Genomic DNA, 20880 nt, shown 5'->3' on the forward strand with positions numbered 1-20880 from the left:
CACTCCCTTCTCAGGCTTGCATGTTTTCGCTCACTTTTTGGCGGATCTCTTCAATCCGTTTCATTTTATTGTCCCAGCATTCCTGGCTGAGATCGACCGGATATTCGGCCGGATTCAACAGCCGCTTGTATTCGTCCCACAATACGTTCAGGTTCTCTGCCGTAAACTGCTTGATTTCCTGCAGCGAAGGGAGCTTATAAACCAGCTTTCCATCCGCAAAAATGGTCTGATGCAGCTCCCTCGCCTCAAAATTCGTCACGAATTTGGCGATATGCGTGTGAACGGGATGGAACATCTTGAGGCGTTCCTCCTGCTGAGGTTCTTCATGCTCCAAAGCGATATAATCGCCCTCCGACTTCCGGTTGCCTTTGTTGATGATGCGGAATACTCTTTTCCGGCCGGGCGTCGATATTTTTTCGGGATTCGAGCTGATCTTGATTGTATCGACCATCTCTCCATGCTCATCCTCGATGGAAATCAACTTGTAGACCGCTCCGAGAGCGGGCTGGTCATAGGCCGTGATCAGCTTGGTGCCGACGCCCCACACATCGATTCTCGCCCCTTGGGCTTTCAGGTTCATAATCGTGAGCTCGTCGAGATCGTTGGTCGCGTAAATTTTCGCTTCGGGGAAGCCCGCTTCATCAAGCATTCTCCGCGCTTCCTTCGACAGATATGCCAAATCGCCGCTATCCAGACGAATGCCTTTGAAGTTGATCTTATCCCCAAATTCCTTGGCCACCTCGATCGCCGTAGGCACACCCGATTTAAGCGTATCGTACGTATCGACCAAAAATACGCAATCTTTATGACACTCCGCATATTTGCGGAAAGCTGTGTACTCGTCACGGTAAGCCTGGACCATCGCATGGGCATGCGTTCCTACGGTAGGAATTCCGAACAGCTTGCCGGCCCTTACGTTCGAGGTAGCTTCAAATCCCGCAAGGTAGGCGGCTCTCGCTCCCCAAATGGCAGCGTCCATTTCTTGCGCCCGACGGGTTCCGAATTCCATGCTGATTTCGTCTCCGATCACTTGCTTGATCCGCGAAGCCTTCGTAGCGATCAGCGTCTGAAAGTTGACGATATTGAGCAGTGCGGTTTCGATCAACTGCGCTTCCGCCAACGGAGCTTCAATTCGCATAATCGGTTCATTGGCGAATACGAGCTCCCCTTCCTGCATCGACAGCACGTTTCCCGTAAAAGTAATACCTTCAAGATAAGCAAGGTAGTCCTCGCCATATCCCTCTTCTCTTAAATAAGCCAAATCGCTCTCCGTGAAGCGGAATTCCGAGAGGTAACGGATCACCCGCTCCAATCCGGCAAAGACGGCATAGCCGTTCTGGAACGGTATTTTACGAAAATAAACTTCAAATACCGCTTTACGCTGGTGAATATTGTCCTTCCAGTAGGCCTGTGCCATATTGATTTGATATTTATCCGTGTGCAGGGCGAGACTGTCGTCAGCGTAGCTCATTATAACTCCTCCTTCAGATGATGGGGTCGGATATCCGCACCAAGCGATCCTTTAAAATGGCGCAAGGCCCAGGCATGGCCTTCCTGATCAAAGCTTGCAACCGCAGCTTCGTGGATCACCAGGTCAAAGCCCTTATTGTACGCATCCACCGCCGTATGGAGCACGCAGATGTCGGTACAAACTCCAACCAGATGGAGTTCCGTGATTCCCCTTGCGCGGAGTTGGAGCTCCAGATCGGTGCCCGCAAACGCGCTGTATCTTGTTTTATCCATCCAATAGACATTCGCTGCGGTCTTGTTAGCCTGATACAAAGCATCAAGTTCCCCGTAAAGCGTACGGCCCTTCGTTCCATCGAGATTATGGGGCGGAAACAGTCTGGTTTCAGGATGCAGCGTGTCTCCCTGCTTATGAAGATCGATGGCGAAAACTACATAATCATTATTCTGTATAAACTCGCGGGTAATATCCGTGATCGGCCCTTCAATGGCTTGCCCGGGAGCCCCACAGGTCAATGCGCCGTCCTCGGCGACAAAATCATACGTATAATCGATATTAATCAAAGCCCGATGGATCACATTCATTTCCTTCGTCATTTTCGTTTCCTCCCCTAAATGATTATCAAGAATTTACTTTCTGGAATGGTAAAGCGATGTATTCACTTCAGCATCAATAAAACAGTAGAGCTGGGTCGGCTTTTTGGAAGTCCGCGTCGTCTTCTTTCCGGCGATTTCCCGGATGAAGGGCAGCGACTTTATTTTTCTGGCAAATGCGGCATCGAGAGAGATGGCTGAATCGTTCGTCACGGTCAAAAGCACGGCTTGAAGCTCGGAATAAGTGAACTCTGACGGCAAGAAGTCCTTCGCCGCTGTCGTTTCAAGCAGCTTATGCCGGATTACTGAAATCGCATCCCGGATAATCTCCGCATGGTCAAAAGCCAGATCAAGCTTCAGAACCTCTTTTACGGAAAACAGCTCTACCTCGCTTGCGTCGTCGTTCGCCTGACGCTTGGCAAGCTGATGTTCAGGTACGATGGCAAAATGGGCATTTGAAATGATCCATCCGCGTGGGTCACGTCCTGGGGCATCATATACCCCGAAATGCTCAAGATGAATATTCTCTACCCCCGTCTCCTCCATTAACTCACGCTGAGCCGATTGAAAAGCGGTCTCGGCCGGGTCGACGAATCCGCCGGGCAGAGCCCATTTTCCCGCTTCGATATTCAGCTTGCCTTCGCTGTTCGTCATACTCCGCTTGATTAGCATGAGCTTGAGATCCATGACAGGCGGTTTAAACATTTCCCGCTTCTCGGGCAAAATCGAGAATACCGCGATATCCGAAGTATAACCGTCCGGGGTTCTATACTTTTTCACATCGTATTGCTGCATTGCTTGCTCATTCGACATTATCAAAGATTCCTTTCTGCCACTTTTAACTTTTAACATTTAACGTTTTGTTAATTGTATTATATGCAGCTATTTCCATCTTGTCAATCCTGGCTAAAAATTTTTCGATAAATAAAAAAGACTGAAGAGAAACCGGAGCCTCTCCGGTGACCCTGCAATCTTTTGTGGTTTGAGTTATTTGGGAGCGTGCAGTCTATTACGCCGTATAGCCTCCATCAACAAGTAATGAAGTGCCGGTTACAAAATCATTTTCACATAAAAAAACAATGGCATGCGCGATTTCTTCCGGCCGGCCGAGTCTTCTTATAGGATGCCTTGCAACAAGACCATCGTAAAAATCGCCAAGGGCTTCTTTATTAACCATTCCGGACTCGACATACCCCGGGCATATGGCATTAACTCGTATATTTTTACCGGCATATTCGTGAATAATCGATTCCGGTTATATCGTCCCCAACCCCGTTCTCACACATACCGCCGTAACTTTATCGACGAAATAGAGTCATACTTATCGCATCAGCCGCGTCCTAATTCCGTTTCTTGCTTTTCTTTTTCCATCGAATCCAGGTAATCACGGAGCCGAGCAGCGCTCCAACCAGCAGCGTAAGCTGAAACTTCCAAGGCGCGGCAAGAAGATTGCGGGATTCCCAGGAAAAAAAGTGTCTGATCATGTCTTGAGCCCCGCGATCCATTTTCTAACCGGTAAAGCGAGCAGCACAATGCCCGGCAATACAAGAAACATAGGAACCCACACGTGGTAGGGGATGATTTGCTTCGCCACCTGCAAATGCTCCGTAAAGCTGATCACCATGGTCATAGATACGAACAAGGCCATAAGGGACGCAGTCACGACCATGGGCTTCTCGCTCTTCCCCCCAATTAGGTAACGCAAACAGACGGCTGCCGAGAAAAGATGCACCGACATTTTAATAAAAGCGTTCACCACTAAATAAATAATTCCGATCGCATCCAGGTTATCGAAATAATTGATATTGGACAGCTTGAGCAAAGCAAATGCCGGATACATCATTTGTTGAAACGCCATCTCTCCCAAACCCGAAACGGCTAACAGGTCCATCAACGCAATGCTGAAGCCGGCCAATAGGGTTCCTCCCGCCGTCCAAAGCGCCAACCCTTTTTTTTGCCCTACATAACTCCAAATTATTGCAAACTCGATACTCTCCCCGAACGTTTGCATAAGGCCGAGCGGCCAAACGGCTTTCCAAATTCGTCCCCACCCCTCTCCAACCACGGGAAGCAGATTGGCAAAGTGAAACGTGCCTGAAGAGGCCAGCAAAGTGACTTCCAACATTATCGATATATAGATCAGCGGGAGGAAAAAGCCGGCCAGTCTAGCGATCACTTCTATCCCGCCCAGCAAAGCATAAATAACTACGCCCAAGAAAGTAAATCCGATAATCCAATCGGGGGTGCGGTTCAAGATGGTCACCGGGAAAAGAAAACGGACATCGCTAATAATGCGCGCTGCATTATAAATAAACAGCAACGGAAAGAGCCAGGCCAGCGGAGTTCCCAACCATTTTCCGAATATCCAGGGAAACCACTCCACCAGTGTCAAACCTCCGGTCGCCTTGAAAATAAACAGGTAGATCAGCACCAGTCCTGCGCCGAATAATGTGGAAATCCCCGAAGCTATCCAGGCATCCCGCCCCGCATCGGAAGAGAAGCCAAATATAAGTGTGGTTCCCAATTGAAACAACGCCAACAGCGCAAACATCTCATATTTCGAAATCTGCGTCATTTTTGCTCCACCTCGCTGTCGCTGATCTTTATTGTTTTATTAGTAAGACCGTTGCGCAATACCCTGACATCCACATCGATCTTGGTTTCCATCTCTGAAAACAAGGTGTCCCATTGCTCCCGATAAGACTTTTTCCAAGTCAGGGGATATCTGCGGTAAATGGACTGCCCAAATCCAAAAATGTCGCTTTGCAATTCCCTTTGCACCTTTTGGATGGATCCTGTGATTCTGTTTTCAATTTGTTTTTTAAATAAATCAATCACAGATTTCGTGTTTTCGGAAATTTCCAGATCCATGTCGGAAGTATTTTCATAAATATTTGCACTCACATCGGCATGAAGCGTAACCTCCATTTTGCCGGTTTTCCCTACCTTCATCTTTCGTGAAACATTTACCTTCTCCAGTTCAGCACTAACTCGTCCTTTTCGCTTGCCCTCATCAATTTCTATCGTCACTACGCCTTCTTCAACTGTATCGAGGACCCATTGTAGCCCCCGCGCCTCATCATCATTAAGCCAGCCGACCATTTTATCTTTTTTGAAGACGGCGCTCCCTGATATGACCAGGTTTTTATATTTGCTGTCCCCGCGTTCGGATGCGGTAATCTCCAGAATCGGCGCAAACGGCTCCACCCCCTCGGATTGCAAGGCGTTCAGGAAATCGACCAGCCGGACCGTAGGGAGTACACGCCGCTTGAGTTCCTCAAAAATCACCTCTGAAGACAACCTCTCGAATTTAGGCAGGTAGTTCATTACATCGGAAGCCGTTGTGGCTGAAACGGCGATATAGCTCTTCATTTGCGATTCACGGTAACGTTCAAAGAAATCCAATATCTGGCTTACTCCACTCTTGGCCATGCTGCTGCCAATGATAATGATTCTGGAGTGGGAGAAAAAAATTTGACGAGGAAGCTTTTGCTGTATACTCCTGTACGATTCCATGACGGTAGCCCCCTCCTCGGAGACGACCCAGCCGGAGGTATCGGCCAACTTGGTTGTCCCCGCTCCTCCTTGCGAGGAACCTGTTCCTATCAGCAGAGGAACTGCCAGCTGCAAGGAGAGCCTGATGTTCCCGTTATTTCCTTTATCTATCCCGATCGCAGAAACGATCGCGATATCGTTGACCTCCTTATTACTCCAGCAAGCCGTCAAGCTCATCGACATGGTCGCTATCAACAGGAGAATAGCCGCTTTTCGCATAATGTGTTCCTTTCAGAAAATATCTGTCTCGGGCACCGGCAGTCCTTACGATTTAGGAGGGCGCGGTCTTAAACCTCCTTTCATCCGCCGAAGATTTGCCTTTCCGGTCTGCAAAGGTCGCTCCTTCATGCTCCACCATGGAAAACGTACGAATACATCTTTTAATCCGGCGGCCTGCAGAGGAATGATGGGGGACAAATAAGGGACACCGAAGGAACGAAGCTTGACCAGATGGATAAGAAGAACAAGCAGCCCCAGGAATATACCGTATAGACCCAACGATCCCGCCAGCAGCATCATAGGAAAACGCATAACGCGAAAAGCCAATCCCTGGCTGTAGATTGGGAAGATAAACGAGGCGATTCCGGTAAATGAAACGACGATGACCAGCGTTGCCGATACAATGCCAGCCTGAACGGCGGCCTGGCCGATCACCAGGGCGCCTACGATACTCACCGCTTGCCCCACTGGCCGAGGCAGCCGTATGCCGGCCTCCCGTAATCCTTCGAAAGAGGCCTCCATCAATATCGCCTCGATAAGGGCCGGAAAAGGCACCGCCTCCCGCGAGGCGGCGATGCTAAGCAACAGGCTGGCCGGAATCATCTCCTGATGGAAGGTCGTTAAGGCAATGTAAATGGATGGAAACACCAACGCGCCGATCGCGAGGCCCAATCTCAGAAAACGGGTCATCGTCGAAAAAATATAATTTTGATAATAATCTTCGCTAGCCTGCAGCGTTTCAACAAATAATCCAGGTACCACCAAAACAAAAGGAGTATTATCTACAAGGATGACCACTTTGCCTTCCACGATGCCGCTGACCGCACGATCCGGCCTTTCCGTATTGATGACTTGCGGAAACACGCTGAAAGGGTTGTCGCAGATCAGTTCTTCGATATAACCGCTCTCCAATACGGTATCTATTACAATTCTTTGAATCCGTTGTTTGACTTCATCCACTAACCCCGGCATGACTACGGAATCCAGATAGACCAGCTCCATATCCGTTTTGGACAAGGTGCCTACCTGAATTGACTCCACCTTTAGATCCGGGGTAGCTAACCGCCTGCGAATCAGAGTCGTATTCGTTTGCAGACTTTCCGTAAACCCGTCCCGTGCACCGCGAATGACCGGTTCGGAAGCCGGTTCCTCAACAGATCGCTGCTCCCATTTGCTTAAGCTGACGAGAAGGATCTTCCGGCAGCCGTCCAGGATCGCTATCGTATCCCCTTTGCATAAGGCGGTAAGTCCCTGTTCCAATTCCATTTCTGTCCTTAACTGCCCGGCATCCGACGAGCTTCCGGACAAATCCTTGGCGTTCCCCCCGTTCCCGGCCGTCTTCAGAGTCCCCGATAAATCCTGCTCCGATTCCATCCGGCTTAACGGATCAATAACTTCCATCTGCAGTCTCGTATCATCCGTCATGCCCGCAATAAAAATGAGATAGCCCTGTTTACCGGACTGCAGCGTAAATTTATGGTATTCCACATCCGAGCACCGTTCCATCTTCCCTTGGAACAAGGCCAGATCTTCCTCCAGTTTTCCGGTAAGCCCAGTACCGTCTTCGCGAGCCTTGCTGTTCAATCCCCAGGAACCCCTTTCCAGCCGACACTAATTATCTGAAGTATGATTATTTTTCCATCAAACTATTCGGAATTCAAAAAAGCACGGAGCGTTTGCTCCATGCTTTAGAGGGATCCTGCAGGGGGTTACTCCCCGTCTATGGCTGCTTTAGCGGCATGTTCTCCGCTTAGGCGACCGCTAGTTAAGGCATATTGAACTGCGCTGCCGGTCATATAAACCTGGTTATACAGGTAACGGTTCGCTGCTTCACCGCCCGCGTATAGATTATTGATCACCGAGCCGTCCTCTTTAAGAACCCGATAATTCTCATCCACCTTCACGCCTCCGAAAGTCCCCATGGTTCTTGGATAGAACTTGAACGCGTAAAACGGCCCTTTTTTTACGGATACCAGCATTTTTGCGTCTTTCTTGAATAAATCTTGGCCGGAAGCCACGCCTTCATTGAACGTATCCATTGTCTTTATAAGAGCCGCTTCCGGAACTTGCATCGCGGCAGCCAGTTCTTTAACGGTATTCCCGACCGCGATTTCATCATTCGGTAGCTGTCCTTCAATCGATTTGATCACATCAGCATTGGCTTCGCTTGAGTCAATGACCACCCAAACTTGCCCGTTGTCGGCAGCCTTGTTCGTCACGACGGCGTAATGACTGTTTTCATTCATATAGCGCTCGCCTTGTTCATTCACATACATCTTCGTCGGATCCCATTCAAGGACGCGCAATTCTGGAACGCGAGCCGCTATGCCCAGGCCGATAATCCACGGATCTTCATAGAGCGCTGCCCCTAACTTTTCCGCCATCACAATCCCGTCGCCCGTACTGCCCGCCGCCGACGCAGATACGTCCATCACTTCCACGAATTCCGGCAGGAAACGCTTCATAAGCTCTTCGCTTCTGGCGAATCCGCCGGTGGCGATGATGACCTTCTTGGCATGAACGGTCAGCGTTCCTTCGGCATTCTCAGCTTTGACGCCTACCACATTGCCTTTGTCATCGGTCAATAATTCCGTTGCCTTGGTTTCTGTTAAAATATCGATTCCTTTATCGTTCAGCGTTTTCTCCATATTCGCAATTATAGTCGCACCGCTCTTTTCAGGGAAATGCAGGCGAGCCACAGGGTCGACGCCAAAGCCGGCCACGTTCACGTACTTATGATTCATGTAATCGACCAGCCAATGGGTCGTATCCACGGCATCGTCCATAAATTTGCTCACGCGGTCGTAATCCGGATATTTACCGTCCGGATTACTTGTACTCTGGCGTTCCTTCCAAAGCTTCAGCCATGATTCCGGCGAATCCTCAATGCCTTGCTCCTTCTGGAATCGCGTGCCCGTCGCCCCAATCGCTCCGCCGGATAACGCCGTAGATCCGCCCAAAGTACCCATTTTTTCGAGCACGATGACTTTCGCTCCGTTCTCAAAAGCCGACCCGGCGGCTGCCAAGCCTGTCCCTCCACCGCCGATGACGACAACATCCGTGGTCAACTCATTTTCCTGATGCGGTTTATCCTCGGTTACGGCTGCAATCTTAAGGGCATCTACATCTCCGCCGGCCTGTTTGACACAGTCTTCAACCGCAGCCAAAATAGCCTTCGATGAATTGGATGCGCCGGACACCATGTCCACAGCCAAGGTTTGCCCGTCCACAATCTGCTGCGGGATGCGTTCCAGGGCTTTATCGCTAAGCCCTTCCGTTTCGCTGTTGTCCTTCACAGTCACGGAAATGATGGAGTTCTCGTCAAACACGACCTCCACCGTAACATCCCCATTGTTACCGGCAGCCTTTGCCGTATAAGTGCCCGGTTTATACTTGCCCGAAGCCGATGCCGCCTCCGCCCCCGAGTTCTTGGCCGTATCGGATTTGGAGCAGCCGAATACGCTCAGTACCATTAGAAGCCCCAGCAGCAATAAGCCTACCTTTTTCGCATTCATTTTCATGTCCTGTTCCCCCTTGATTTATAAAACTCATGAATATAATCATGATTCTATATGCTGGGGTTATGACGACGTCAATACGACTTTGTGAAATTATGCACGTGAATAAACGCGTAAAAATTGAAAATTTGGGGTTAACCCGACATTTCAAGATATTCTATTATGCTTCAGTTTGACTCCCTGTTGGACACCCGAACAAAACATATCAAAATTGACTTTTTTCTTGCCTACGTACAGAGTCAGATATTGTTCTTTACCTTGAATGTCGATATACGGATTATCTTCAGTGATCGGACCCAACTCCGAGACATCCAGCTCCGTAAAATTCAATTGTTGCAATTTACACAGCATTTTGTCCCAATTGAAAAGGTCTCTGAGCTTAAGCGGAACATGGAGATAATCCTTGCAATACGGCCCCAAGTGAGGATAGGCTCCCACGAGCAGCCCCTCTTGTTTCAGGAACGGAGAGACGATATCCATCAGATCCCTGTCCGCGGTTTTGGCATAGGTTTTGCTCATCCAATGGTCGACGATGATATCGATCGACGCAGGAGCAAAGGGCAATCGGTCCAATTCGCAGCAGAAGAAGATAATGTTGTTATGCTCCTGCTGAAGCTCAATATTATTTTTCATATTACTAATACGCTCTTTGTCATGACAAATAAGAATGTAAGTACAGCTTTTCGGCAAAAATTCAATGTATTGCATTAAAAACCGGCCGACGCAATTGTCCAGCTCCATAATATATCCAGATTGGCTTCCGTGATTTTGAATGTAATCGATTAAGGTAGACGTTCCGTTATACAAAAAGTTAATGTACTTGGGTGAAGCAGCCTCCAGGAAATCTTGTTTCGGCGGAATCTTCTTCTTTTTGCCGACTGCCGCTTTATCTACATAAATTCCATCCTCGATGTATGAAATATATCCGCATTCACACTGAAATTCGGCTTCCATCAGCATGTTTCTTTCAATCGTGCCCCCGTTAATGTCCAAGGCTGATTTGCATTCAGGGCATTGCAAAAGCGGTGTAGAGGATATGGGAAATCCAATTTTTCTATGTATGCTTGCTTTATCCATCTTCAGCTCATGGATCCGTTTCTTTAGATGTCCATCGATCTCTTGGAATTTTAATTGCTCGAGCCGGACTTGTTCCTTTTTTCTTTCCAACTGGGATAAGTAAAAACTTCTAAAGTCATTCGACTTTTCTCCCTCGAGCCGGTAAAAGCACAGAATCTCCTGAATTTCTGTCAGCGAAAAATCCAGCTGCTTCAGCTTCACGATCTCTTCGAGATCTCCGCTATCCTCTTCCGTAAACCTATACTGGGAGCCCTGCTTTTCCGCAACAAGGAGCCCCAGATCGATATAATGGCGAATCGTATCTTGCGTAATATTGTTTTTTTTGGCAAATTCACCGATTTTCATGTTTGCTGCTCCTTTAGGACCGTTGATGTCGATATTGTTGTGAATAAAATCACAAGTTATAGTAAAGAAAAACCTCTGTTTGTACCAGAGGATCGCAATAGAGTACTTCTATAGTGTTTATATTCGTTTATATTCTCCCTCTCTCCCGATAAATCCTGCTGAAATGCTATGAGTATATGAAAATTAGATAGGGGAGCTCCCTCTCTTATGACGCGAGGAAATTCAAATTCTAACGGACACAGAAGCCCTTATCTGCTCAGAATCGGGGATCCCGGGAAGCTAACGGACACAGGAGACGCTAACCGCCGGAAATTGTCCTTCATCAAGGCTTTTTGGACATTTTAAGGGCTGTGGCGTCCGTTAGGTTTTTTTATAGATGATTTTCGCCTCAATAAGGTCTGCGGTGTCCGTTAAGTATGGGTTCCCCTTGGCTCAACCAGCCTTCGACGGACGATTAGTCGGGTTTCGGCTTCACTTAACTCCATTCAGCTCAATTCTGTTCAGGCCAATCCGATCGTCCCGACCGACTCATAAGGGTCCGTTCTAAGCCTGCTTGAAGCAACAAGACCCGGTTCTCTTGAACCGGGTCTTGCATCATCAGCTACAACTTTCCATTGTATCACGAACATTAGATACTTCTATGAATCACGCTCTTGGTTGCCGCCGCCTCAAAAATCGTCTCAATCAGCACCAGTACACGATGTACTTCCTCGTTCTTTACCACTGGCTCCGCTGTTCCTTCAATGGCGGAAACATAGTTGGCATAGAAGCTTTGCACTGCAGGGGCCGGTTTCTCAATAGGAAGGTTAAGCGTGGACTCTTCGGACGGCGGCGCCATCGTCTTGGTCAACCCCTGGCCGGCTTGAATCGGTTTCGGCTCGACGTGGGCGACATCCGGATTCCGCGTGATGATCTCCCCGCTCAAATCCCAATCTCTGATTACGGCGGTACCTTCCGTCCCTTTGATATACCAGCGCGGCAGCTTCACGTAGTTGGTCGTCCCCACTTCAATGAGTGCCGTCAAGCCATCCTTGAACGTAATGTAGCTGGTAAAGCCGTCATCCACTTCGGTACCCAAAATATAACTTAACGTAGCAGCAACGCTTTCGATTTGGCTGTCCGTAATCAGAAGCAGTTGGTCCAGTAAATGCACACCCCAATCCAGCAGCATGCCTCCGCCGTAATCCTTCAACTGGCGCCAGTCGCCGGGAATGCCGTTGGCTCCCTGAACCCGTGATTCCAAATGGAACAATTCCCCCAAGGTCTTCTTGTCGATGATCTCTTTGGCAATTCGAAAATCTTCATCCCAGCGGCGATTTTGATGCACCGAAAACAAGCGATTCTCCTGTTTCGCTACTTCGACGATATCCATAAAATCGGAACTGGTTATCGTAACCGGCTTTTCGCAAATGACATGTTTACCGGCCTGCAGCGCTTTAATCGCAATCTCTTTATGAACGTCATTAGGCGTGGCGATCAGAACCACATCCACGGATTCATCGGCCAGAACGGCCTCCAGGCTTGGATAGGTCTTATGACCACTGGCTTTAGCCAGGTCCATCCGATACTCCACGATATCGTATACGCCGATAACGGCAACCTGAGGCTCGGATTCCATCAACTTGACGTGATAGCTTCCCATGCCCCCGTAGCCGATAATAGCAACATTGTATATCCGATGATCCATTGTCAATCTCCTTCTCTCTACTTAATTGTGCCTTAAACATGCTCAACACGATTATCCATCTGGAAATCTTACCTCAAATACAAATACAGTATAGAATCCGGTAGAATAAACGAAAATGGCGGAATCATACTCTTTTTGTACAAAAACTACTTTTTATTTGAAGCCTTATTGTTTCGATTCCGGCAACAAACGCTCGTAAAGCCGAAATCCCCTTTGCTAGCTTGCCATGGAAAGTCGCAATTAATCTATTAAATTAGTCTCTTTAAGCCGGATAGAAAATACGAGGAGATACAATTGACGAAGGAGTAAGGAGGAGGGTTTAACTGAAGACGGATAAAAAAAGACTGGAGCAAGGTTCCGGCAAAGTGCTGCTGAACCTCTCCAGTCTTTATTATTGTTTAGGATCGTTGGCCGCCATTATCGGCCGGTCGAGAACTCCCGCTGCCGCAGCGCTTCGTACAGCAGCACCGAAGCGGCCATCGCCACGTTCAGCGATTCGGCGCGGCCGCGCATCGGGATGATGAGGCCGTCGTCCATGAGGTCGCGGACTTCCGGACTCAGGCCGCTTCCTTCGCTGCCGAACATCAGCCATACCGGCCCGGTGAAATCGTACGCGTAGCAGTTCACCGCTGCCTGCAGGCTGGTGCCGGCGAGCCGGATGCCGCGAGCCTTGGCCTGCGGCAGCAGCTCGTCCAGCTTGCCGTGTACCACCGGCAAGTGAAAGAGCGAGCCCATGGTGGCGCGCAGCACCTTGGGCCCGTAGATGTCGGCGCATCCGGCGCCGACAATAACTCCGTCCGCACCGACCGCGTCGGCGGTGCGGATAATGGTGCCGACGTTGCCGGGATCCTGCACGCCGTCGAGCACCACAACCAGGCCGCCTGCCGTATCCAGCAGCGGCTGCAAGGCCCCGCCGGCTTTGCGGACGACGGCGAACACCGGCTGCGGCGTCTTCGTATCGCTGCATTTTCCGATCACGGCTTCAGACACCGCGATCCACTCCACGTCCAGGCCTGCGGATGCAGCCTCGGCTAACTCGCCGGGAATTCCCGCCTCCGCCTCGTAGCAGACGCATTCGATATCCGCTCGCGCCTCCAGCGCCTCCTGGACGAGATGGATGCCTTCGATGAGGAACTTGCCCTGCTTATCGCGCTGCTTCTTCTCAAGCAGTCCCGCCCATTCTTTTACCCGCGGATTTTGCGGAGACAATATTTGCATGTCCGGTTCATTCCTTTGCCAAAATCATTTCCTCGATCAAGCCTCCGAATAGGCCAGCTCCATCTTGGTCAGGTCATTCTTCTCGCCGACAATGACGAGGATATCGCCTTCTGAGAGGCGGTCGCTGGAGGATGGAGAAATATTCATCTTCGATCCGCGTTTGATCGCCATCACGTTGCAGCCGAATTTGGCGCGTACGTTCAGTTCCTTCAGGTTTTGGCCGAGCATGGCCTTGGTGGCCCGCAGCTCGACAATGCTGTATTCATCCGACAATTCGATGTAATCCAGAATATTCGGAGAGGTCAGATGATGCGCTACGCGCAGCCCCATGTCCCGCTCCGGATAAATCACTTTATCCGCGCCGATCTTTTGCAGCACTTTCCCGTGCAGCTCATTCTGAGCCTTGACTACAATCAGCGGGCCGCCCATATCTTTCAAAATAAGCGTCGTGAGAATGCTCGCCTGGATATCTTCCCCGATCGCCACGACCACGACATCGAAGTTGCGGATTCCGAGCGCCCGAAGCGCTTCTTCATCGGTGGAATCCGCCGATACCGCATGAGTCACTATATTCGACACCGCCTGGGTATGCTGTTCGTCCGCATCGATCGCGAGTACGTCAAACCCCATTCCGCTGAGCGCTTTAGCTACACTTAAACCGAACCGTCCCATGCCGATTACGGCAAATTGTTTTTTCTCCGTATGAGCCATTTCTTCACCATCCTAGAGACTTATGGATTGATATAGTATATCACAATGTCATGCAAACTTGAATTTTTGGCCCCTTGACCGGGAACGTTAAGTTTTGGGCGATCACTATTTCAAGGAGGGTTACCAATGCCAATCACCATGAGTTTGCGTGAAGCCGTCCTGCATAAAATCCACGGCAAAAGCGAAAGCGGAATGCGCGACATGATCGAAGGCTCAATCGATGCACAGGAAGCCGCTTTGCCCGGTCTCGGTGTAGTGTTTGAGGTGATCTGGAAGAACATTGATCACACCAAACAGGATGAGTTGGTTTCCGTGCTGCAAGACCAGCTGGAACACAGTAATCTTAAGCCGTTGAAATAAGACCCTGCCCGAAAAAAACAAGCCTTCAGCATTCCGCTGAAAGGCTTGTTTTCATGAGATCAAAATCTCTGGTTTCCTGGATGGCTTATGGAGCCGTCTCCAAAAACTGTGCGTCCGGATTTTTCTCCATCGCCGTACGCATCGCATATTCATTTTCGAACAAGGCGACATAGTTGCCTTTTTTATCTTTTACCAAAGTGGAATTAATGCGGAACTTCGAAGGATCGACTTTGTCCGCGACAATCCAGCGGGCAAATTGGAACGGCATCCGCTGAAGCATCACATCGACTCCGTATTCGCCCTTCATCCGGTATTCGAACACTTCAAACTGCAATTGTCCGACAACGCCCAGCAGCGTATCTTCAAAGCCTACCGTGGTGAAGACCTGAATCGTCCCTTCCTCGGTCAACTGGTCGATCCCTTTTTGATACTGCTTATGCTTGAGGGCATTCTTGACCGTAACCTTTGCGAAGATTTCCGGCGAAAAGGTTGGCAGTTCATCAAAGGTAACTTCCCCGCCTTGACTAAGCGAATCTCCGATCCGGAAAATTCCCGGGTCGAACAAGCCGATAATATCGCCCGGATAAGCCTCGGTAACAATGTCCCGGTCCTGAGCCAAGAATTGCTGCGGCTGGGACAGCTTGATTTCCTTGCCCACCCGAACATGCTTAACTGACATTCCGCGCTCAAACTTGCCGGACACGATCCGAAGGAATGCGATCCGGTCCCGGTGCGCCGGGTTCATATTGGCCTGGATCTTGAACACGTAGCCGGAGAATTTCTCGTTCGTCGGTTCAACGACCCCCGTAGTGCTCCGGCGCGGCTCCGGTTTCGGTGCCAGTTGAAGGAAGTTCTCGAGGAATGTCTGTACGCCGAAATTGTTCACCGCACTGCCGAAGAAAACCGGCGTCAATTCCCCGCGTTTCACTTTTTCAAGATCAAACGGATCGCCCGCTACATCCAGCAGCTCCAAGTCCTGGCACAACTGGTCGTGCAGGTAGTCGCCCGCCATTTCGCGAATGACCGGATCCTCGTAACCATCCACTTTCTTCACTTGAATGTTCGAATGGTCGTCGCCCTGGAACAGTTCCACCTGATTCTTCATCCGGTCATAAACGCCGCACAATTCCCGGCCCATGCCGATCGGCCAGTTCATCGGAACGGAACGGATACCGAGCACTTGCTCGATTTCCTCCATCAATTCGAACGGGCTGCGTCCTTCGCGGTCCAATTTGTTGATAAACGTAAAAATCGGAATTCCCCGCTTGGCGCATACCTGAAACAGCTTAATCGTCTGCGCTTCGACGCCTTTGGCGACGTCAATCAGCATCACGGCGCTGTCCGCAGCCGTCAAAGTCCGGTAGGTGTCCTCACTGAAATCCTGGTGGCCCGGCGTATCCAAAATATTGATACGATGGCCGTTATAGTCAAACTGCATGACGGAAGATGTCACGGAGATTCCCCGCTGCTTCTCAATTTCCATCCAGTCGCTTGTTGCGTGCTTGCTGGCTTTCCGGGCTTTAACCGATCCCGCTAAACGGATGGCGCCCCCGAACAAAAGCAGCTTTTCTGTTAATGTCGTTTTCCCTGCATCCGGGTGGGAGATGATCGCAAACGTTCTCCGCTTATCCACTTCCTGCTGCAGCAGTTGTCCCAATGCGTTGCTCATTCTCACTTTCCTCTCGCTTCTACAAAGTCATACCTGTTATTGTAACATATTTTGGCTTGACTTACGCAGATACGGAAGCTGGAAATTGAATTCTATAAGCCTAATTTTGAAATGAACGCTGAACAATCACCTATCATTCTTATTTAGGCGCTTTTACTGATTTACGGTATATAGCTTCTCCGGCTTCACTTGGCCGACCAGCGAAACACGGTACAGCTCCCGCTTGATGATTCGATGGCCATCTTTCGTATAAATAACCGTATAGTACATGTAATTTCCTGCAATCTGAATCTCCTGAACGGAACCGCTTTTCGGAATAGTCACAAAAGGAACTGGCTTAGGTTCGTCATCCAAGGCCATTTTGTAAATATGACTGGTCCCTCTGAAATACATATAAGCAATATTATTTTTGTAATTGATAACCTCTATGTCAATCTCATTTACCTGAGTAAGGACGTCAGCGCTTTTTATCTTCAGGGTATCCTGTAGAAGCGAACCGGCTTTTAACGGAATGGTCGTAATCTCTCCTGAGAAACCGCTCATCCTCAAGTTATCTCCGATAACGGTCATATTTCTGCCTCTCAAGTAAAACTCGGCAATCTTTTGCCCGGCCGTCGTATAGATGTAAACATCATTCCAGTCCGCTGCGATCAGCCAATCCCCTCGAATTTGAAGCCTGCCTACCTCAACATCACCGAGCTTCTTCAATCCCGAACCATCCAGCTTCATTTTGTACAAACGTTGTTGATCCTGCCAGTTTCCAAAATAAATCCAGCCCTTATCGATGACAAACACACGCGCCAAATCATTTTTCTTCCCTACGATTGATTTCTTCGTACCGTCCATTTTAATTTTGTAAAGGGAATATGCGTCGTGAGAGCCGGAACCCGGATTATCTCCCAAGAAATACAGCCACTCCCCGTATGGAACCAGATTATAAATACTTTCTCCACTTGCAATCTGTTTGGTTTGCTTTGTTTTTAGATCATATCTGTAAAGCACATCCTGCTTAATCGATTGTTTGACATAAAAATGATATTTGTCCGTACTTGCAACATGTCCGAAATCAGCCAGATTCCCGTTTAACTGGTCTTGCTGTAGAGACACATCACTGGATACAGGTGCTGGAATGGGGAGTATAACATCCGGATCCGGTTCCCCATTCCATATAAGGTAAGAGGTATTGACCAGTCCGTCCCATTTATAAGTAATCCCAAAGGCCTCGCAGATCCCCTGCAGCGGTATGAATAACGTCTCCTCTTTGACGACGGAAGCGGTCTTGAACTGGCCGGCTTTTCCGTTTACCCGATACAATGTCTCTCCCGATTTAAACTCAAGCTTCTTTCTGTCATAAATTATAAATATCTCATTTCCGCTCTGTTCAACTCTCATATGTAAGGAATCCGATAAAAAAGATAACGGGACGAAAACGACATCATTTTCATCAAAAAACGGCTCTTTTGAGAACTCCGTAACCTTTTCCCCATTGATTTCGATCCGTAGCGGCAACCCCGGTGTTGAGGTACCTGCAGAAACGATCGTTGGGAATAACATGACTATGCCCAAAAAGAATGCTATGACCTTTACTCCAATTTGTTTCATAAATTCACTCCTCGTACTTTATATACCATATCCTACCATCCGCTTGATAATTTCGGAATACAAGATATGGAAAAAGCCTACCTACTCAAATTGTAAAACAACGCAAAAAAAACCGCCCTCGGGTTCTCCGAAGGCGGTTTGTAGTCTCACATCAATTTATTTGGTTCAGGTTACGGCGTTACCCAAACGACATTATCTTCTTCCTGGCCATTGACCGGCCACCAGTGGAATCCATCCTTGGCGAGCAGTTCATGGGCTTCTTGCGGACCCCAGGAACCGGCAGGATAAGAACTGATATCTCCCGGATTTTGCGCCCATGCCGATGCGATCCGGTCGATGAACGCCCAGGCGGTAGCCACTTCGTCCCAGCGGGTAAAGTAGGTGGAATCCCCGTGCGCCGCATCAAGGATCAGACGCTCATAGGCTTCCGGCGAGTTGATCCCGACCTGGCAGCTTTGGCAGAATTCCATCGCCAGCGGTTCGATCTTGGAATCGGAGCCTGGCTTCTTCGCGTTGATCTTGATATAGATCCCTTCCATAGGGTTTACGCGAATAACAAGCAGGTTCGGCTCCAGGTTATGCTTCTGACCCAGATATACGTTCGTCGGCATTTGCTTGAACTCTACGACAACTTCAGTTGTCTTAACCGGAAGGCGTTTGCCTGTACGGATATAGAACGGTACGCCGGCCCAGCGGAAATTGTCAACGAATACCTTCGCCGCAAAGTAAGTTTCCGTGTTGGAGTTCGGGTCCACCTTATCTTCCTGGCGGTATCCTGGAAGCTTCTTGCCTTTGCTTTCGCCTTCCGTATATTGACCGCGAATGACGCTCTCTTTCACTTCCACAGGGGAAGCGTACGGACGCAATGAACGGAGAACCTTCACCTTCTCGTCCCGGATATCTTCCGGGTACAAACGGCTAGGCGGCTCCATCGCAATCATGGTCAGCATCTGCAGCATATGGTTCTGGCCCATGTCGCGCAGAGCTCCCGAATGATCGTAATATCCGCCGCGTTCTTCTACGCCCACGGTTTCGCTAAGCGTGATTTGAATATTTGCGATATGCTTGTTGTTCCAAAGCGGCTCAAAGAACGCATTGGCAAAACGGATTACTTCAATATTTTGAACCATCTCTTTGCCGAGATAGTGGTCGATCCGGTAAATTTCTTCTTCTTTGAATACCTGATTCAGTTCTTCGTTCAGCTTCTGTGCGGAGAGCAGATCGTAGCCGAACGGCTTCTCGATGACCAGCCGGTGCCAGCCGCCGCTGCTAAGCATGCCGCCCTTCTGCAGGTTGAAGGATACGCTGCCGAACAGCTCCGGCGCAAGCGCCAGGTAGAACAACCGGTTACCCGGAATGCTGAAACGGGATTCCACGGATTCGGTCAGTTCGCGAAGCTCGTGATATCCGTCGATGTTATTGATGTCCAGAGATTTGTAGGAAAAATGCTCAGCAAACTGCGTCCACTTCGATTCATCCTCCACTTTATAACGGCAAAATTCCTGAATAGAGCGATGAACGTCATCCCGGAATTCCTCCTGCGAACGCGGACGGCGCGCCACGCCGATTACGGCGAAGTCCTCAGCCAGCTTTCCTTCGCGATAGAGTGAATATATAGCGGGAAAGAGCTTGCGGCGTGCCAAATCTCCGGTTGCCCCAAAAATAAAAAATACCGCTCCTGGTGTCTGCAGTGATTCTAGATTTTGAATATCAGCCATGGCTCCTCATTTCTTTCTATGTAATATAGTGAATATTTATTCAATTACCCACCAATGATATGAATTTACACGGCATCACTGGATGTGATGTAATTTTAGCATATTCACATAAAGGATGCCATCATATTCATATCAAAAAATGACGGTATTTCAGAAAATTCATCTAATATTTATCTAATATTTACATTGCCTTCACTTATAGTGCGAGTTCAAACAGTCAGGTTTTCAAGACAACCTCTAATATTCAATTGTCAGCAACGGTGAGCCTAACGACAATTCCTCCATCCCTGTTTCCGAATTGCGGTGAACGGCCATCTGCAACGACACGGTCTTGCCGCCGCTAATCACGGATAATGGTAGATCGGGAATGTAGTAAGTCCGGCTGACGGTGTCTGCGTCTTTATAATTTTCCACAAGTCCCATTTTTAATGCATGAGCAGCATAATCCTCCAGCTCTTGCATTCTGTCTTCAATCGATGTGCTTACGATTTTACCCGTATCAGGAGATCCCCCGTTCTCCGGCTTCATCGTCCCCTGCAAAGCCGCGTTCCAGTGAATGGATACTCCCTCATCCGCAAGCGATTCTCCGGAAACCGTCTGCTCGGATTTCATTTCCTTCAATGTCTCCATGCCTTCCCCCTCCAGTCTAAGAATGACATAATAGGTCCCTTCTTTGACCGGCGTAACCGTTAGTTTGGAGCGGATTTCCATCGAACGGCCATACGCGGAATAAACCTCATGATCTTGTACTGTCTCCGGATCAACTTCGGACAGACCCAGTCGGGTGGCGAGCACTCCTATCGCTTCTTCCGGCGCCAACAGCGTGTTCCAATCCCCCTGCCATTTCACCGTACCCTTCATTTCTTCATGAATGGAACCGGTGCCCAGAGCAAGCAGTTTGTCCCACTGAGCGCCCGCAGCATCGACGGGATCGCTTTCTTTCACTGCGGATGCCTGGTCTTTAGCCAAGCTGCCCAACAGCAAAATCAGCAACAGCATGCAACCCGCCAATATGATCGATCCGTTCCTCCACTTTTTCACCGGAATAGGCATCTTCATTTCCTCCGCTACTCTATTAATCTATGAGAACAGGATGTCCTGATAGAGAGCAACTTATACCTGCATATCTTTTCTTGATTT

The 20880-nt window shown here is 49.1% G+C and carries 18 protein-coding genes and 1 pseudogene; 1 reads left to right on the forward strand and 18 read right to left on the reverse strand.

Annotated features, from left to right (window positions below):
* Positions 1-10: 10 nt before the first annotated feature.
* The 14 genes and pseudogenes from NYE70_RS12615 to NYE70_RS12680 all read right to left on the reverse strand — a co-directional run bounded on the left by NYE70_RS12615 (position 11) and on the right by NYE70_RS12680 (position 14391).
* On the reverse strand, positions 11-1471 hold the full coding sequence (locus NYE70_RS12615; protein WP_290406610.1) for a nicotinate phosphoribosyltransferase: 1461 nt from the start codon (positions 1469-1471) through the stop codon (positions 11-13).
* On the reverse strand, positions 1471-2064 hold the full coding sequence (locus tag NYE70_RS12620) for a cysteine hydrolase family protein (protein ID WP_435530089.1): 594 nt from the start codon (positions 2062-2064) through the stop codon (positions 1471-1473). The genes NYE70_RS12615 and NYE70_RS12620 overlap by 1 nt, the downstream gene beginning before the upstream one ends.
* A 33-nt stretch (positions 2065-2097) precedes the next feature.
* Positions 2098-2874, reverse strand: coding sequence for an NUDIX hydrolase (locus NYE70_RS12625; protein ID WP_290406611.1), 777 nt, complete (start codon positions 2872-2874; stop codon positions 2098-2100).
* Between the two features lie 196 nt (positions 2875-3070).
* Positions 3071-3313, reverse strand: a pseudogene (locus tag NYE70_RS12630) (SDR family NAD(P)-dependent oxidoreductase); the annotation flags it as partial.
* Positions 3314-3401: 88 nt separating this feature from the next.
* Complete coding sequence (locus tag NYE70_RS12635) at positions 3402-3545, reverse strand: hypothetical protein (RefSeq protein ID WP_213655900.1); 144 nt, start codon at positions 3543-3545, stop codon at positions 3402-3404.
* Positions 3542-4636 (reverse strand): GerAB/ArcD/ProY family transporter, encoded by a 1095-nt coding sequence (locus NYE70_RS12640; protein ID WP_213655899.1) that lies wholly within the window; start codon positions 4634-4636, stop codon positions 3542-3544. The genes NYE70_RS12635 and NYE70_RS12640 overlap by 4 nt, the downstream gene beginning before the upstream one ends.
* The gene (locus NYE70_RS12645) at positions 4633-5835 is read right to left on the reverse strand and encodes a Ger(x)C family spore germination protein (protein ID WP_290406612.1); all 1203 of its coding nucleotides are present in this window, start codon (positions 5833-5835) and stop codon (positions 4633-4635) included. The genes NYE70_RS12640 and NYE70_RS12645 overlap by 4 nt, the downstream gene beginning before the upstream one ends.
* Before the next feature lie 45 nt (positions 5836-5880).
* Complete coding sequence (locus NYE70_RS12650; RefSeq protein ID WP_290406613.1) at positions 5881-7419, reverse strand: spore germination protein; 1539 nt, start codon at positions 7417-7419, stop codon at positions 5881-5883.
* Between the two features lie 125 nt (positions 7420-7544).
* The gene (locus NYE70_RS12655) at positions 7545-9356 is read right to left on the reverse strand and encodes an FAD-dependent oxidoreductase (protein ID WP_290406614.1); all 1812 of its coding nucleotides are present in this window, start codon (positions 9354-9356) and stop codon (positions 7545-7547) included.
* A 144-nt stretch (positions 9357-9500) separates the two neighbouring features.
* Positions 9501-10775: a MerR family transcriptional regulator gene (locus NYE70_RS12660; RefSeq protein WP_341046228.1), complete on the reverse strand. Its 1275-nt coding sequence runs from the start codon at positions 10773-10775 to the stop codon at positions 9501-9503.
* Positions 10776-11275: 500 nt separating this feature from the next.
* A complete protein-coding gene (locus tag NYE70_RS12665) occupies positions 11276-11398 on the reverse strand; it encodes a hypothetical protein (RefSeq protein ID WP_341046229.1) in 123 nt (40 codons plus the stop codon).
* Between the two features lie 5 nt (positions 11399-11403).
* Positions 11404-12462, reverse strand: a complete 1059-nt coding sequence (locus NYE70_RS12670) for a Gfo/Idh/MocA family protein (RefSeq protein WP_341046231.1) — start codon at positions 12460-12462, stop codon at positions 11404-11406.
* 417 nt (positions 12463-12879) lie between these two features.
* Positions 12880-13680 carry a TrmH family RNA methyltransferase gene (locus NYE70_RS12675; RefSeq protein ID WP_290406617.1) on the reverse strand — a complete coding sequence of 267 codons (801 nt, stop codon included), beginning with the start codon at positions 13678-13680 and terminating at the stop codon, positions 12880-12882.
* A 36-nt stretch (positions 13681-13716) separates the two neighbouring features.
* Complete coding sequence (locus tag NYE70_RS12680) at positions 13717-14391, reverse strand: potassium channel family protein (RefSeq protein ID WP_211025696.1); 675 nt, start codon at positions 14389-14391, stop codon at positions 13717-13719.
* Between the two features lie 126 nt (positions 14392-14517).
* On the opposite strand from NYE70_RS12680, the gene sspI reads away from it, so the two are divergent.
* Positions 14518-14751, forward strand: a complete 234-nt coding sequence (gene sspI / locus NYE70_RS12685) for a small acid-soluble spore protein SspI (protein WP_211025694.1) — start codon at positions 14518-14520, stop codon at positions 14749-14751.
* A gap of 85 nt (positions 14752-14836) precedes the next feature.
* On the opposite strand, the gene NYE70_RS12690 is transcribed toward sspI, so the two are convergent.
* The 4 genes from NYE70_RS12690 to NYE70_RS12705 form a co-directional block, all read right to left on the reverse strand.
* Positions 14837-16420 carry a peptide chain release factor 3 gene (locus NYE70_RS12690; RefSeq protein WP_213655893.1) on the reverse strand — a complete coding sequence of 528 codons (1584 nt, stop codon included), beginning with the start codon at positions 16418-16420 and terminating at the stop codon, positions 14837-14839.
* Between the two features lie 153 nt (positions 16421-16573).
* Positions 16574-18022, reverse strand: coding sequence for a DUF5050 domain-containing protein (locus NYE70_RS12695; RefSeq protein ID WP_341046232.1), 1449 nt, complete (start codon positions 18020-18022; stop codon positions 16574-16576).
* Positions 18023-18192: 170 nt separating this feature from the next.
* Complete coding sequence (gene zwf / locus NYE70_RS12700) at positions 18193-19740, reverse strand: glucose-6-phosphate dehydrogenase (protein WP_211025688.1); 1548 nt, start codon at positions 19738-19740, stop codon at positions 18193-18195.
* Between the two features lie 237 nt (positions 19741-19977).
* Entirely contained in the window at positions 19978-20793 is an 816-nt protein-coding gene (locus NYE70_RS12705) for a YwmB family TATA-box binding protein (RefSeq protein ID WP_341046233.1), read from the reverse strand.
* Positions 20794-20880: the final 87 nt, after the last annotated feature.

It is taken from the genome of Paenibacillus sp. FSL R5-0407, from assembly GCF_038009185.1.
In the GTDB taxonomy this organism is placed as follows: domain Bacteria; phylum Bacillota; class Bacilli; order Paenibacillales; family Paenibacillaceae; genus Fontibacillus; species Fontibacillus vini.